The organism is Pseudomonas sp. NFACC41-3 (assembly GCF_900109505.1).
Taxonomy (GTDB): domain Bacteria; phylum Pseudomonadota; class Gammaproteobacteria; order Pseudomonadales; family Pseudomonadaceae; genus Aquipseudomonas; species Aquipseudomonas chlororaphis.
Genome location: NZ_FOAE01000003.1, coordinates 335,643 through 349,948, shown reverse-complemented (window position 1 = coordinate 349,948; position 14,306 = coordinate 335,643). Strand labels below are relative to the sequence as shown.

The window sequence follows — 14,306 nt, the reverse complement described above, 5'->3', positions numbered from 1 at the left end:
CGCCAGGCGCCGCGTTTCTTTAGGGTCTTACCGGCTACACCTACAAGCGAAGGAACCGGGCCCCTAGAAAAGAGCGCTGCTTTATACCAGAAAGACCCCGTAGCAACAACAGCCGGTGTGCTTTGGATTTCGAAAAGTCCCTGTTTTCTTGCTCCGGATGCCTGCACCAAAGGCTGGCGCCATGGCTGACCGCTCGTCGCAGAATAAATTCTCCGAGGGTGAAACAGGCGGCAAAATCACCCTGCACAGCCGCCGCACCGCTCGTTCCACGTCAATATATGGAAAAAAACCTCTGTCAATTTATGCCTAATGTGGCCATGACTGCCGGCCGCCAACAGGCTCGACGCGGCAATAAATGCCAATGTATCCGGCCCACGAGCGAAAAAAGGGGATAGTCATTTTTCAACGGGGCCACTAGGGTAAGCCTTTTCCAGACTGCACTCGCAGATGGGCCTTCGATCTGCAAAGGAAGCCAAACATGCGCCTCGCTGCCCTCCCGCTCCTGTTCGCCCCTCTTCTTCTGAGCCCGCTGGTCCACGCCGCCGCATTAAGCGTGTGCACCGAGGCCAGCCCGGAAGGTTTCGACGTAGTGCAGTACAACTCGCTGACCACCACCAACGCTTCGGCCGATGTGCTGATGAATCGCCTGGTGGAGTTCGACGCCAGCAGCGGCAAGGTGGTACCGAGCCTGGCCGATAGCTGGGAAGTCTCGGCCGACGGCCTGACCTATGTGTTCAAGCTGCACCCGAAAGTGAAGTTTCATCGCACCGCGTATTTCAATCCGAGCCGCGAGCTGACCGCCGAAGACGTGAAGTTCAGCTTCGACCGCATGCTCGACCCGGCCAACCCCTGGCATAAAGTGGCGCAGAGCGGCTATCCCCATGCCCAGTCGCTACAGCTGCCGGCGCTGATCAAGAAGATCGACGCCCTGGATCCGCTGACCGTGCGCTTCACCCTTGATCATGCCGATTCGACCTTCCTCGCCACCCTGAGCATGGGGTTTGCGTCGATCTACTCCGCCGAATACGCCGACCAGTTGCTCAAGACCGGCACCCAGGACAAGCTCAACAGCCAGCCGATCGGCACCGGCCCCTTCGTTTTCGGCCGTTTCCAGAAGGACGCATCGATCCGCTACAAGGCCAACCCCGACTACTTTGCCGGCAAGCCGGCGGTGGACTCGCTGATCTTCGCCATCACCCCGGACGCCAACGTGCGCCTGCAGAAGCTGCGCCGCAACGAATGCCAGATCGCCCTGTCGCCCAAGCCGCTGGACGTGACCGCCGCACTTGAGGAGCCTACGCTCAAGGTCGAGAAAACCGCGGCCTTCATGACCGCATTCGTCGCCATCAACAGCCAGCACCCACCGCTGGACAAACCTGAAGTGCGCCAGGCCATCAACCTCGCCTTCGATAAGGCCAACTACCTGAAAGCGGTCTTCGAAAACACCGCCGAACCCGCCAACGGCCCCTTCCCGCCCAACACCTGGAGCTACGCCAAGGAGTTGCCGGGTTACGCCCACGATCCGGCGAAAGCCCGCCAGCTGCTGGCCAAGGCCGGCCTGAAAGACGGTTTCCAGACCACGATCTGGACCCGCCCTTCCGGCAGCTTGCTGAACCCCAACCCGAGCCTGGGCGCGCAACAGCTGCAAGCGGACCTGGCGGAGGTCGGGATCCAGGCGGAGATCCGCGTGATCGAATGGGGCGAGCTGATCCGTCGGGCCAAGGCCGGCGAGCACGACCTGCTGTTCATGGGCTGGGCCGGCGACAACGGCGATCCGGATAACTTCCTCACCCCGCAGTTCACCTGCGCGGCAGTCAAGTCCGGGACCAACTTCGCCCGCTACTGCGACCCCGGCCTGGACAAGCTGATCACCGCCGGCAAGACCACCACCGAGCAGGGCGTGCGCAGCAAGCTTTACCAGCAGGCGCAAACCCAGATCCAGCAGCAGGCCCTGTGGCTACCGCTTGCCCACCCGACCGCCTTCGCCCTGACGCGCAAGGATGTCCATGGGTATCAGGTCAGCCCGTTCGGTCGCCAGGACTACTCGAAGGTCAGCCTCAAGCCCTGACCCCGGCTACATCCAACCGTACTCGGCCATCGACAGCGGCTCACCCTCGCCGACGATGAAATGGTCGAGTACGCGCACATCCACCAGGTCCAGCGCCTCCGTGAGCCTGCGGGTCAGCACCCGATCCGCCTGGCTCGGTTCGGAAACACCCGAAGGATGGTTGTGACACAGGATCAACGCCGCCGCGTTGTGCGCCAGGGCACGCTTGACCACCTGCCGCGGATAGACGCTGGTGGTGTTGATGGAGCCCTGGAACAACGCCTCGAACGCCAGCACCCGGTGCTTGGAGTCGAGGAACAGGCAACCGAAGACCTCATGCGGTTCATGGCGCAACATCGCCTTGAGGTAGTCGCGGACCGCCACCGGGCTTTCCAGCACCGAATTGCGACTGAGTTTTTCCGCCAGATGCCGCCGCGCCATTTCCAGCACCGCCTGCAATTGCGCGAACTTGGCCGGGCCCAAGCCAAGCTGCCGACTGAAGGTCAATTGGTCCGCCTCGAGCAGACCACGCAGGCTGCCGAACTGATGCAACAGGTGTCGCGCCAGGTCGACCGCGCTTTTTCCGGCGACCCCAGTGCGCAGGAAAATCGCCAGCAATTCGGCGTCGGAAAGGGCCAGCGCGCCCTGCTCGAGAAGCTTCTCCCGCGGGCGCTCCGCCGCAGGCCAGTCGCGAATGCTCATAGCACCTCCATGTGTGTGGGCGCCGCTGTTCCATAGCGGTCGCTGTGCTATCTTAGCCCATCTTTTTGCGTGGAATTTCCCCTGGGGAGGGGGTGTTACACGCAGCAATCATTGAACTGAAAGGCAGGCCTATGCAGCGGCTGTATCGGAAACGCATCGTTCTCGGCGTCGGCGGCGGCATCGCTGCCTATAAGAGCGCCGAGCTGGTTCGCCGACTCCTCGACCACGGCGCGGAAGTGCGTGTGGTCATGACCCGTGGCGGCAGTGAATTCATCACCCCGCTGACCATGCAGGCCCTGTCCGGGCACCCGGTCCACCTGGACCTGCTCGACCCCGCGGCCGAAGCCGCCATGGGCCATATCGAACTGGCCAAATGGGCCGACCTGGTGCTGATCGCCCCAGCCACCGCCGACCTGATCGCCCGCCTGGCCCAAGGCATCGCCGACGACCTGCTGACCACCCTGGTCCTGGCCACCGACGCCACCGTCGCCATCGCCCCGGCCATGAACCAGGCCATGTGGCGCGACCCTGCCACCCAGGCCAACACCCAGCTGCTGCAAAGCCGTGGCCTGAAGGTCTTCGGCCCGGCTTCCGGCAGCCAGGCCTGTGGCGACGTCGGCCTGGGCCGCATGCTCGAAGCCAACGATCTGGCGCTGTGCGCCGCCGACTGCTTCCAGCACCTGACGCTGACCGGCAAACACGTGCTGATCACCGCCGGCCCGACCCAGGAAAATATCGACCCGGTGCGCTACATCACCAACCACAGCTCCGGGAAAATGGGCTTTGCCCTGGCCGAAGCCGCGGTCGAAGCCGGTGCCCGAGTCACCCTGATCACCGGTCCCGTGCACCTGCCGACCCCGGATCGCGTGACCCGGATCGACGTAGTCAGCGCCCGCGACATGCTCGCTGCCTGTGAGGCCGCCATCCCGTGCGACCTGTTCATCGCCTCGGCCGCGGTCGCGGACTACCGCCCGGAAGTCGTCGCCCCACAGAAGTTGAAGAAAGACCCTACGAACGGCGACGGCCTGCTGCTGCAGATGGTGCGCAACCCGGACATCCTGGCCACCATCGCCACCCGCCCCGACCGTCCGTTCAGCGTCGGCTTCGCCGCTGAAACCGAACACTTGCTCGACTACGCTGCACGCAAACTCAAAGACAAGAACCTCGACCTGATCGTCGCCAACGACGTGGCCAACCCGAGCATTGGCTTCAACAGCGAGGAAAATGCCTGCAGCGTGATTGACCGGGAGTTGCACGCAACTCTCTTCGCCCAGACCAGCAAGGGCAAGATTGCCCGCCAACTGATCTCTTTCATCGCCGAACGGCTGAACCAGGTTTAACTCGCATGCACGCTTTACAAGCCAAGATCCTCGACCCACGCATCGGCAACAAATTCCCCCTGCCGCAGTACGCCACGCCAGGCTCCGCCGGCCTCGACCTGCGCGCCATGCTCAAGCAGGACACCCTCCTGGAACCGGGCCAGACCCTGCTGATTCCTACCGGCCTGTCCGTCTACATCGGCGACCCAGGCCTCGCCGCGCTGATCCTGCCGCGCTCCGGCCTGGGTCACAAACACGGCATCGTCCTGGGCAACCTGGTCGGCCTGATCGACTCCGATTACCAGGGCGAACTCATGGTCTCCTGCTGGAACCGCGGTCAGACCGCCTTCAACATCGCGGTGGGCGAACGCATTGCCCAGTTGGTTCTGGTACCCGTGGTCCAGGCGCACTTCGAAGTGGTCGAAGCCTTCGACGAAAGCCAGCGCGGCGCGGGCGGTTTCGGTCACTCCGGCAGCCATTGAACAAAAAAAGCGGGCCGCGCCAGCGGCTCGCCTAAGATTGGTAGGCTGTGTTTCAGCACGAAAACTCAGCAGGTTTATTCGCGGACTTGACCACCCGGAATCACGGCACAAGGTGATCGAAAAAGAGCTGACGCTCATCAGATGGCATTTTTGCACCATGAACCCAAGGGCAAAAACGCCGTCATACCCTTCAGTTTGAGCCTTCCGGTCAGTATTCCGGCCTGTCCTGCCCCCTTTTAGACGGAGCACCCCCAGTGATGAGCAACGCAGCCCAAGTCGTACCCAAGTTCCCTGAAAGCATCTTTCGCGCTTATGACATTCGCGGAACCGTTCCGGAAACCCTGAACGCTGAAACCGCCTACTGGATCGGTCGCGCCATTGGCTCCGAGAGCCTGGCCCAGGGCGAACCCAATGTTTGCGTAGGCCGTGACGGTCGCCTGTCCGGTCCCGAGCTGGTGGCGCAACTGATCCAGGGCCTGCACGACAGTGGCTGCCACGTCAGCGATGTCGGCCTGGTACCGACCCCGGCACTGTATTACGCGGCCAATGTGCTGGCCGGCAAATCCGGGGTGATGCTGACCGGTAGCCACAACCCGTCGAACTACAACGGCTTCAAGATCGTCATTGCCGGCGACACCCTGGCCAACGAGCAGATCCAGGCCCTGCACGATCGCCTCAAGACTAACAACCTGAGCAGCGGTCAGGGCAGCATCACCAAGGTCGACATCCTCGATCGCTACGGCAAGGAAATCACCGCCGACGTCAAACTCGCCCGCCGCCTGAAAGTGGTGGTCGATTGCGGCAACGGCGCGGCCGGCGTCATCGCGCCTCAGCTGATCGAAGCGCTGAACTGCGAAGTCATCCCGCTGTTCTGCGAAGTGGACGGCAACTTCCCCAACCACCACCCGGACCCGGGCAAGCCTGAGAACCTGGAGGACCTGATCGCCAAGGTCGCCGAGACCAACGCCGACATCGGCCTGGCCTTCGACGGTGACGGCGACCGCGTTGGCGTCGTGACCAACACCGGCAGCATCGTCTTCCCCGATCGCCTGTTGATGCTGTTCGCCAAGGATGTCGTAGCGCGCAACCCGGGCGCGGAGATCATCTTCGACGTCAAATGCACCCGCCGCCTGATCCCGCTGATCAAGGAATATGGCGGTCGCCCACTCATGTGGAAGACCGGTCACTCGCTGATCAAAAAGAAAATGAAGCAGACCGGTGCGTTGCTGGCCGGTGAAATGAGCGGGCATGTGTTCTTCAAGGAACGCTGGTTCGGTTTCGACGACGGTATCTACAGCGCCGCGCGGCTGCTGGAGATCCTCAGCAAGGAAAAATCCAACGCGGAAGAGCTGTTCGCCACCTTCCCGAACGATATTTCTACGCCGGAAATCAATATCCATGTGACCGAAGAGAGCAAATTCAGCATCATTGATGCGCTGCACGACGCGCAATGGGGTGAAGGCGCCGACCTGACCACCATCGACGGCGTACGAGTCGACTACCCCAAAGGCTGGGGCCTGGTTCGCGCCTCCAACACCACGCCGGTGCTGGTACTGCGCTTCGAAGCCGATGACGAAGCCGAACTGCAGCGCATCAAGGATGTGTTCCACACCCAGCTGAAACGTGTTGCACCTGACCTCCAACTACCGTTTTGATTTTCTTCAAGCGCCTTTATTGAAGTGCCGGAGCCCTGAATGACCCTCGAACGCGATGCCGCCGCCAATACCGCCAAGGTCCTGTCCGAAGCGCTGCCTTATATTCGCCGCTATGTCGGCAAGACCCTGGTGATCAAATACGGCGGCAACGCGATGGAAAGCGAGGAGCTGAAGACCGGCTTCGCCCGCGACATCGTGCTGATGAAGGCTGTCGGGATCAACCCGGTGGTCGTGCATGGCGGCGGCCCGCAAATCGGTGACCTGCTCAAGCGCCTGTCCATCGAAAGCCACTTCATCGATGGCATGCGCGTCACCGACGCGGCGACCATGGACGTGGTGGAGATGGTCCTCGGCGGCCAGGTGAACAAGGACATCGTCAACCTGATCAACCGCCATGGCGGCAGCGCCATCGGCCTGACCGGCAAGGACGCGGAGCTGATTCGCGCGAAGAAGCTCACCGTCACCCGCAAGACGCCGGAAATGACCACCCCGGAAATCATCGACATTGGCCACGTAGGCGAAGTGGTCGGCATCAACACCGACCTGCTGAACCTGCTGGTCAAAGGTGATTTCATCCCGGTGATCGCGCCGATCGGCGTCGGTGCCAACGGCGAGTCGTACAACATCAACGCCGACCTGGTGGCCGGCAAGGTGGCCGAGGCGCTGAAAGCCGAGAAGCTGATGCTGCTGACCAACATCGCCGGCCTGATGGACAAGTCGGGCAAGGTGCTGACCGGCCTGACCACCCAGCAGGTCGACGCCCTGATCGAAGACGGCACCATCTACGGCGGCATGCTGCCGAAGATTCGTTGCGCGCTGGAAGCGGTACAGGGTGGCGTGGGCAGCTCGTTGATCATCGACGGTCGCGTACCCAATGCGATTCTGCTGGAGATCTTCACCGATACCGGTGTCGGCACCCTGATCAGCAATCGCAAGCGTCCTTAAGCAACACAAACAAAAAGACCCCGTTCAGCCTGGCTGAGCGGGGTCTTTTTTTGCCTGTGCGATCCTTACAGGTCGGTATCAGACGCCGAATTGCGCGCGGTAGGCTTCCACCGCCGGCAGATGCTGCTTGAGCGCCGGATCGTCCGCCAGGAACTGCAGGACCTGGGTCAGGGAAACGATGCTCACCACCGGAATGCCGAAGTCGCGCTCGACTTCCTGGATCGCCGACAACTCACCATTGCCACGCTCCTGACGGTTCAGGGCGATCAGCACACCCGCCGCCTTGGCGCCTTCCTGGGATTCGATGATCTGCATCACTTCGCGAATCGCGGTGCCCGCGGTGATCACGTCGTCGATGATCAGCACATCGCCAGTCAATGGCGCGCCGACCAGGCTGCCGCCTTCGCCGTGAGCCTTGGCTTCCTTGCGGTTGAAGCACCATGGCAGATCGCGCTGATGATGCTCGGCCAGGGCCACGGCCGTCGCCGCCGCCAAAGGAATGCCTTTGTACGCCGGGCCGAAAAGCACATCGAAAGAAATGCCGCTGTCGACGATCGCCGCGGCATAAAAACGCCCCAGCTGCGCCAGGGCCGAACCGCTGTTGAACAGGCCGGCATTAAAGAAGTAAGGACTGGTACGCCCGGACTTCAGGGTGAACTCACCGAAGCGCAAAACCCCGCGATCGATGGCAAAACGAATGAAATCGCGCTGATACGCCTGCATGAAAAAGCCCCAAATACCACGGATTTAGCTAATTAGGTAGACCTCGGGTATCATACACGCACGTGATTTTTGGGGCCATTTATGCGGATCATCAGTGTGAACGTCAATGGTATTCAGGCTGCGGTGGAGCGAGGTTTGCTCAGTTGGCTGCAAGCACAGAATGCCGACGTCATCTGCCTGCAGGACACCCGCGCCTCCGCCTTTGAACTGGACGATCCAGCCTTCCAACTGGATGGCTACTTCCTTTATGCCTGCGATGCCGAAGTTCCCGCCCAAGGCGGTGTGGCTTTGTATTCGCGGTTGCAACCGAAGGCTGTCATCAGCGGTCTCGGCTTCGAGACGGCCGACCGCTACGGGCGCTACCTGCAAGCCGATTTCGACAAGGTCAGCATCGCGACCTTGCTGCTTCCTTCCGGGCAGAACGGCGATGAAGACTTGAACCAGAAGTTCAAGCTTATGGACGACTTCGCCCGTTACCTGGATAAACAGCGGCGCAAACGTCGCGAGTACATTTATTGTGGCTCGCTGTACGTGGCGCAACAGAAGCTGGATATCAAGAACTGGCGTGACAGCCAACAATCTCCGGGTTTCCTGGCGCCTGAGCGTGCCTGGATGGACGAGATTGTCGGCAACATGGGTTATGTCGACGCCCTGCGCGAAGTCAGCCGCGAAGGCGATCAATACAGCTGGTGGCCGGACAACGAACAGGCCGAGATGCTCAACCTGGGCTGGCGCTTCGACTATCAGCTGCTGACCCCGGGCCTGCGTCGCTTCGTGCGCAGCGCACGCCTGCCACGCCAGCCGCGCTTCTCGCAACACGCGCCGCTGATTGTGGACTACGACTGGACGCTGACCATCTAAGCGTCTTTTCGCAGCCACAAAAAAGCCGACATCAGTGTCGGCTTTTTTGTGGGCGCTCGACCTACTTGATCAATCGCCAGGTGAACGGGTAACGGTACGCCACCCCTTCATTGGCCTTGACTCCGGCGATGATGGTCAGCACCAGGGCGCCGATCGCCAGCAGACCGAAAAGCAGGAAACCCACCAGCACCACCATCAACAGGAAGCAGACCAGCGAGGCAAGGGCCACCGTGATCTGAAAGTTCAGCGCTTCCTTGCCCTGGGCATCGATGAACGGATCGGTCTCGCGCTTCATCTGCCAGAGCACCAACGGGCCGATCAGGGTGCCGAACGGAATCCAGATGCCCAGCAATGCCGACAGATGACAGAACATCGCCCACTGACGCACCTCATGGCTCGGGACAGGTTGCGGAAGCTGGTCGTCGTTCATGCGGCTCTCCTTGCTGAAAGCTACCGGGCAATCAGTCAGCCAGGGCTGCCTGTTGCAATTCAAAGATCTCGCTCATGCCTTTCTTGGCCAAGGCCAGCATGGCGTTCAGTTCTTCCGGCTGGAACGGCGCGCCTTCGGCAGTGCCCTGGACTTCGATGAAGCCGCCAGTGCTGGTCATGACCACGTTGAGGTCAGTCTCGGCCGCCGAGTCCTCCAGGTAATCTAGATCCAGCACCGGCTCGCCCTGGTACATGCCCACGGACACCGCCGCGATCATTTGCTTGATCGGGTCGCCGCCCTTCAGGCCGCCACGCTTCTTGATCACTTTCAGCGCATCCACCAGGGCCACCATGGCACCGGTGATCGACGCGGTACGGGTACCGCCATCGGCCTGGATCACATCGCAGTCAACATACAGGGTGACGTCGCCCAGCTTGGTCATGTCCAGCGCAGCGCGCAGGGAACGGCCGATCAGACGCTGGATCTCCAGGGTGCGGCCGCCTTGCTTGCCGCGACTGGCTTCACGCTGGTTACGCTCGCCGGTGGCGCGCGGCAGCATGCCGTATTCGGCGGTCAACCAACCCTGGCCCTGGCCCTTGAGGAAGCGGGGTACGCCGTTCTCGACGCTGACCGTGCAGATCACTTTGGTATCACCGAACTCGACCAGTACAGATCCCTCGGCGTGTTTGGTGTAGTTGCGGGTGATGCGGATCGAGCGGAGCTGATCGGCAGCGCGACCACTTGGACGTTTCATAGGGAAATACCTGTACGGGGACGGAAAACTGCCGATCATTATAGAGCCCGCGGCCCTGCCTGGGCAGTTCTAAAAACCCCGGCCCGTCGGCGACGCCTCTGGAACGGCCCTCCGGTCGCCCCGCAGCGCTTTGTCACACCCGCAGTTTGGGAGCATCCACCGCACTGCGCTACAATCCTGCGCCTTCGCAGCCTGTCGGCTTCAATTCATTCATATCGGGCCCGTGCAACCCTCCGCGGTTGGCGGCGGACCTGTATCGGAGGTACCTCCATGGTGCACAGCATGACCGCCTTCGCCCGGGTAGAACGGGCCGGCACCCAGGGCACCCTGAGTTGGGAACTGCGCTCGGTCAACAGCCGTTACCTGGAACCGCACCTGCGCTTGCCGGAATCCTTTCGCGATCTGGAAGGCGCGGTCCGCGAGGCGCTGCGCCAGGGACTGTCGCGCGGCAAGCTCGAATGCACCTTGCGCTTCACCGAAGAAACCACCGGTAAACCACTGCAGGTCGACCGGGAGCGCGCCGCGCAACTGGTGGCGGCAGCCGAGTCCGTTGCCAGCCTGATAAAACAGCCGGCGGCACTGAACCCACTGGAAGTGCTGGCCTGGCCCGGCGTCCTGGTGGCCGATGCCAGCGACCCGCAAGCGCTGAACAACGAAGCCCTGAGCCTGTTCAACCAGGGGCTGAAAGAGTTGAAGAGCGGCCGCGAGCGCGAAGGCGCGGAGCTGGCCCGCCTGATCAACGACCGCCTGACCTCCATCGAGGAAGACGTCGTGACCCTGCGCGAACTGGTCCCGCAGATGCTCGCCACCCAGCGCCAGAAGGTTCTCGACCGCTTCGCCGACATGCAGGCCGAACTGGACCCCACGCGCCTGGAACAGGAAATGGTGCTGCTCGCCCAGAAGAGCGACGTCGCCGAAGAACTGGACCGCCTGAGCACTCACATCATCGAAGTTCGCCGCGTGCTCAAGTCCGGCGGCGCCGCCGGCCGGCGCCTGGACTTCCTGATGCAGGAACTCAACCGCGAAGCCAACACACTGGGCTCCAAGGCCTTCGACCCGCGCAGCACCCAGGCTGCGGTCAACCTCAAGGTGTTGATCGAGCAGATGCGCGAACAAGTACAGAATATTGAGTAAGGCTACCCCGACATGAACCACAGCACCGGCACCCTCTACATCATTTCCGCCCCTTCGGGCGCGGGCAAGACCAGCCTGGTCAAGGCCCTGATCGACGCCGATCCGTCGATCCGCGTTTCCGTGTCCCACACCACCCGCGCCATGCGCCCGGGCGAAGTGGACGGCGTGAACTACCACTTCGTCTCGCGCGAAGCGTTCGTGAAGATGGGTGAACACGGCGACTTCCTCGAGCGCGCCGAAGTCTTCGGCAATCTCTATGGCACCTCCCAAAGCCACTTGCAGCAGACCCTGGACGAAGGTCACGACCTGATCCTGGAGATCGACTGGCAAGGCGCCGAGCAGGTGCGCAAACTGATGCCCCAGGCTCGTTCGATCTTCATCCTGCCGCCTTCCCAGCAGGCCTTGCGCCAGCGCCTGACCAACCGCGGCCAGGACAGCGACGAGATCATCGAAGGCCGGATGCGCGAAGCGGTCAGCGAGATGAGCCACTACGTCGACTACGACTACCTGATCATCAACGACGATTTCGCCCACGCGCTGGACGATCTGAAGGCGATTTTCCGCACCAACCAGCTGCATCAGAAGCGCCAGCAGCAGCGTTTCGGCAAATTGCTCGCCGAATTGCTGGGCTGAATAGCACTTCCCAAAACCGCTGCAAGGGCTTTACATTGGCACTTGTAGCGGGTTGGAAAGCTTGGTTAAAAAATCAGCGCTTCCCTAATCGCTGGTGATTTTTTAAACTGTTGAGTCCGCTCGCCCATCCGGGCAGCGCGCATATTGCATTTGCTACGAGGAAGACCATGGCCCGCGTAACCGTTGAAGACTGTCTAGAACACGTGGATAACCGCTTTGAGCTGGTCATGCTCTCTACCAAGCGTGCCCGTCAACTGGCAACCGGCGGCAAAGAGCCGAAAGTAGCATGGGAAAACGACAAGCCTACCGTCGTCGCCCTGCGCGAAATCGCTGAAGGCCTGATCGACTACGCAGCTATCGCCGAAGCCGAAATCGTTGAAGATGAACCGCTTTTTGCTGCATTCGAGGACGAGTCCAACGAGGCCGTCTAAGCCTATGCCTGGTCGACGTAGCACGGCGCGGGATCACAGCTTACGGCAGGAGTCATCATGCCGAGCATAGACGCCCTCGCCGATCGCTTATCGACCTATCTCGGCACGGACCAGGTCAATCTGGTCCGCCGAGCGTATTTCTACGCCGAACAAGCCCATGACGGTCAGCGCCGTCGCAGCGGCGAGGCGTACGTCACGCACCCGTTAGCGGTCGCAAACATTCTCGCCGACATGCATATGGACCATCAGAGCCTGATGGCGGCCATGCTGCATGACGTGATCGAAGACACCGGTATCGCCAAGGAAGCGCTGCAAGCGCAGTTTGGTGAAACCGTGGCCGAACTGGTCGACGGGGTCAGCAAACTGACCCAGATGAATTTCGAGACCAAGGCCGAAGCCCAAGCGGAAAACTTCCAGAAGATGGCCATGGCCATGGCGCGCGACATTCGCGTGATCCTGGTCAAGCTGGCCGACCGCCTGCACAACATGCGCACCCTGGAAGTGCTGTCCGGCGAAAAACGCCGGCGGATCGCCAAGGAAACCCTGGAGATCTATGCGCCCATCGCCAACCGCCTGGGCATGCACAGCATCCGCATCGAATTCGAAGACCTCGGTTTCAAGGCCATGCATCCGATGCGTTCCGCACGGATCTACCAGGCGGTCAAGCGCGCCCGGGGCAACCGCAAGGAAATCGTCAACAAGATCGAAGAATCCCTGAGCCACTGCCTGGCCATCGATGGCATCCAGGGCGAGGTCAGCGGCCGCCAGAAGCACTTGTATGGCATCTATAAAAAGATGCGCGGCAAACGCCGGGCCTTCAACGAGATCATGGACGTCTACGCGTTCCGGATCATCGTCGACAAGGTCGACACCTGCTACCGCGTGCTCGGTGCCGTACACAACCTGTACAAGCCGCTGCCAGGTCGCTTCAAGGATTACATCGCGATTCCCAAGGCCAACGGCTACCAGTCGCTGCACACCACGCTGTTCGGCATGCACGGCGTGCCGATCGAGATCCAGATCCGCACCCGCGAAATGGAAGAGATGGCCAACAACGGCATCGCCGCCCACTGGCTGTACAAATCCAGCGGCGACGAGCAGCCGAAGGGCACCCACGCCCGGGCTCGCCAGTGGGTCAAGGGCGTGCTGGAGATGCAGCAACGCGCCGGCAACTCCCTGGAATTCATCGAAAGCGTGAAGATCGACCTGTTCCCGGACGAGGTCTACGTGTTCACGCCGAAAGGCCGGATCATGGAGCTACCCAAAGGCTCCACCGCAGTGGACTTCGCCTATGCGGTACACACTGACGTCGGCAACAGCTGCATCGCCTGTCGGATCAATCGCCGCCTGGCGCCGCTGTCCGAACCGCTGCAAAGCGGCTCCACCGTGGAAATCGTCAGTGCCCCGGGCGCACGGCCCAACCCGGCCTGGCTCAACTTCGTGGTCACCGGCAAGGCTCGCACCCACATCCGCCATGCACTGAAACTGCAACGCCGCTCCGAGTCCATCAGCCTGGGCGAACGCCTGCTGAACAAGGTGCTCAACGGTTTCGACAGCGCGCTGGAAAAGATCCCCGCCGAACGCGTGCAAGCGATGCTCACCGAGTACCGCCTGGAGCTGATCGAAGACCTGCTGGAAGACATCGGCCTGGGCAATCGCATGGCTTATGTGGTCGCCCGCCGCCTGCTCGGCGAAGGCGAACAGCTGCCAAGCCCGGAAGGTCCGCTGGCCATTCGCGGCACCGAAGGCCTGGTCCTGAGCTATGCCAAGTGCTGCACGCCGATCCCGGGCGACCCGATTGTCGGCCACCTGTCCGCAGGCAAAGGGATGGTGGTGCACCTGGACAACTGCCGCAACATCAGCGAAATCCGCCACAACCCGGAAAAATGCATCCAGCTTTCGTGGGCCAAGGATGTCACCGGCGAATTCAACGTCGAGCTGCGCGTCGAGCTGGAGCACCAGCGCGGCCTGATCGCCCTGCTGGCCAGCAGCGTCAACGCGGCCGACGGCAATATCGAGAAAATCAGCATGGACGAACGGGATGGTCGCATCAGCGTGGTCCAACTGGTGGTCAGCGTGCACGACCGCGTGCACCTGGCTCGCGTGATCAAGAAACTGCGCGCCCTGACCGGGGTCATTCGCATCACTCGCATGCGTGCATAGCTCGCTATATAGCCCGCCCATTACAAG

Annotated in this window: 13 protein-coding genes and 1 pseudogene; 10 read left to right on the top strand and 4 right to left on the bottom strand. The window is 61.7% G+C overall.

All coding sequences use genetic code 11. From position 1 onward, the window contains the following. Positions 1–478: 478 nt before the first annotated feature. A complete protein-coding gene (locus BMY68_RS15840) occupies positions 479–2,068 on the top strand; it encodes an ABC transporter substrate-binding protein (protein ID WP_085532835.1) in 1,590 nt (529 codons plus the stop codon). Positions 2,069–2,074: 6 nt separating this feature from the next. On the opposite strand, the gene radC is transcribed toward BMY68_RS15840, so the two are convergent. Continuing rightward, positions 2,075–2,749 carry a RadC family protein gene (radC, locus tag BMY68_RS15835; RefSeq protein WP_007921116.1) on the bottom strand — a complete coding sequence of 225 codons (675 nt, stop codon included), beginning with the start codon at positions 2,747–2,749 and terminating at the stop codon, positions 2,075–2,077. A 131-nt stretch (positions 2,750–2,880) separates the two neighbouring features. Here radC and coaBC point away from each other — a divergent pair, with 131 nt between their 5' ends. The 4 genes and pseudogenes from coaBC (at position 2,881) to argB (ending at position 7,150) form a co-directional block, all read left to right on the top strand. Further along, positions 2,881–4,089: a bifunctional phosphopantothenoylcysteine decarboxylase/phosphopantothenate--cysteine ligase CoaBC gene (coaBC, locus tag BMY68_RS15830; protein ID WP_085532833.1), complete on the top strand. Its 1,209-nt coding sequence runs from the start codon at positions 2,881–2,883 to the stop codon at positions 4,087–4,089. Between the two features lie 5 nt (positions 4,090–4,094). After that, entirely contained in the window at positions 4,095–4,550 is a 456-nt protein-coding gene (dut, locus tag BMY68_RS15825) for a dUTP diphosphatase (RefSeq protein WP_085532831.1), read from the top strand. 296 nt (positions 4,551–4,846) lie between these two features. Beyond that, positions 4,847–6,205: pseudogene (locus tag BMY68_RS15820) on the top strand (phosphomannomutase/phosphoglucomutase); the annotation flags it as partial. Positions 6,206–6,244: 39 nt separating this feature from the next. Then, positions 6,245–7,150 carry an acetylglutamate kinase gene (argB, locus tag BMY68_RS15815; protein ID WP_007921120.1) on the top strand — a complete coding sequence of 302 codons (906 nt, stop codon included), beginning with the start codon at positions 6,245–6,247 and terminating at the stop codon, positions 7,148–7,150. A 78-nt stretch (positions 7,151–7,228) separates the two neighbouring features. Here argB and pyrE read toward each other — a convergent pair whose 3' ends face one another. Beyond that, a complete protein-coding gene (pyrE, locus tag BMY68_RS15810; protein WP_007921122.1) occupies positions 7,229–7,873 on the bottom strand; it encodes an orotate phosphoribosyltransferase in 645 nt (214 codons plus the stop codon). A gap of 81 nt (positions 7,874–7,954) precedes the next feature. On the opposite strand from pyrE, the gene BMY68_RS15805 reads away from it, so the two are divergent. Further along, entirely contained in the window at positions 7,955–8,734 is a 780-nt protein-coding gene (locus BMY68_RS15805; protein ID WP_003176915.1) for an exodeoxyribonuclease III, read from the top strand. A 61-nt stretch (positions 8,735–8,795) separates the two neighbouring features. Here BMY68_RS15805 and BMY68_RS15800 read toward each other — a convergent pair whose 3' ends face one another. Both BMY68_RS15800 and rph read right to left on the bottom strand, forming a co-directional pair. Next, positions 8,796–9,164 carry a DUF4870 domain-containing protein gene (locus BMY68_RS15800; protein ID WP_007921123.1) on the bottom strand — a complete coding sequence of 123 codons (369 nt, stop codon included), beginning with the start codon at positions 9,162–9,164 and terminating at the stop codon, positions 8,796–8,798. Positions 9,165–9,195: 31 nt separating this feature from the next. Further along, positions 9,196–9,918 (bottom strand): ribonuclease PH, encoded by a 723-nt coding sequence (gene rph / locus BMY68_RS15795; RefSeq protein ID WP_007921124.1) that lies wholly within the window; start codon positions 9,916–9,918, stop codon positions 9,196–9,198. Positions 9,919–10,188: 270 nt separating this feature from the next. On the opposite strand from rph, the gene BMY68_RS15790 reads away from it, so the two are divergent. From BMY68_RS15790 to spoT, 4 genes are all read left to right on the top strand, one after another. Continuing rightward, complete coding sequence (locus tag BMY68_RS15790) at positions 10,189–11,052, top strand: YicC/YloC family endoribonuclease (protein ID WP_009046187.1); 864 nt, start codon at positions 10,189–10,191, stop codon at positions 11,050–11,052. A gap of 12 nt (positions 11,053–11,064) precedes the next feature. Continuing rightward, positions 11,065–11,685 carry a guanylate kinase gene (gene gmk, locus BMY68_RS15785; protein WP_007921126.1) on the top strand — a complete coding sequence of 207 codons (621 nt, stop codon included), beginning with the start codon at positions 11,065–11,067 and terminating at the stop codon, positions 11,683–11,685. A gap of 167 nt (positions 11,686–11,852) precedes the next feature. Beyond that, positions 11,853–12,116 (top strand): DNA-directed RNA polymerase subunit omega, encoded by a 264-nt coding sequence (gene rpoZ / locus BMY68_RS15780; protein WP_007921129.1) that lies wholly within the window; start codon positions 11,853–11,855, stop codon positions 12,114–12,116. Positions 12,117–12,173: 57 nt separating this feature from the next. Next, positions 12,174–14,279: a bifunctional GTP diphosphokinase/guanosine-3',5'-bis pyrophosphate 3'-pyrophosphohydrolase gene (spoT, locus tag BMY68_RS15775; protein WP_007921131.1), complete on the top strand. Its 2,106-nt coding sequence runs from the start codon at positions 12,174–12,176 to the stop codon at positions 14,277–14,279. The last annotated feature ends 27 nt before the right edge of the window (positions 14,280–14,306 follow it).

Excerpts from the sequence above, each read along its gene's own strand:
- BMY68_RS15840 (WP_085532835.1), top strand. The coding sequence starts at position 479 with ATGCGCCTCGCTGCCCTCCCGCTCCTGTTCGCCCCTCTTCTTCTGAGC.
- radC (WP_007921116.1), bottom strand. The coding sequence starts at position 2,749 with ATGAGCATTCGCGACTGGCCTGCGGCGGAGCGCCCGCGGGAGAAGCTT.
- coaBC (WP_085532833.1), top strand. The coding sequence starts at position 2,881 with ATGCAGCGGCTGTATCGGAAACGCATCGTTCTCGGCGTCGGCGGCGGC.
- dut (WP_085532831.1), top strand. The coding sequence starts at position 4,095 with ATGCACGCTTTACAAGCCAAGATCCTCGACCCACGCATCGGCAACAAA.
- argB (WP_007921120.1), top strand. The coding sequence starts at position 6,245 with ATGACCCTCGAACGCGATGCCGCCGCCAATACCGCCAAGGTCCTGTCC.
- pyrE (WP_007921122.1), bottom strand. The coding sequence starts at position 7,873 with ATGCAGGCGTATCAGCGCGATTTCATTCGTTTTGCCATCGATCGCGGG.
- BMY68_RS15805 (WP_003176915.1), top strand. The coding sequence starts at position 7,955 with ATGCGGATCATCAGTGTGAACGTCAATGGTATTCAGGCTGCGGTGGAG.
- BMY68_RS15800 (WP_007921123.1), bottom strand. The coding sequence starts at position 9,164 with ATGAACGACGACCAGCTTCCGCAACCTGTCCCGAGCCATGAGGTGCGT.
- rph (WP_007921124.1), bottom strand. The coding sequence starts at position 9,918 with ATGAAACGTCCAAGTGGTCGCGCTGCCGATCAGCTCCGCTCGATCCGC.
- BMY68_RS15790 (WP_009046187.1), top strand. The coding sequence starts at position 10,189 with ATGGTGCACAGCATGACCGCCTTCGCCCGGGTAGAACGGGCCGGCACC.
- gmk (WP_007921126.1), top strand. The coding sequence starts at position 11,065 with ATGAACCACAGCACCGGCACCCTCTACATCATTTCCGCCCCTTCGGGC.
- rpoZ (WP_007921129.1), top strand. The coding sequence starts at position 11,853 with ATGGCCCGCGTAACCGTTGAAGACTGTCTAGAACACGTGGATAACCGC.
- spoT (WP_007921131.1), top strand. The coding sequence starts at position 12,174 with ATGCCGAGCATAGACGCCCTCGCCGATCGCTTATCGACCTATCTCGGC.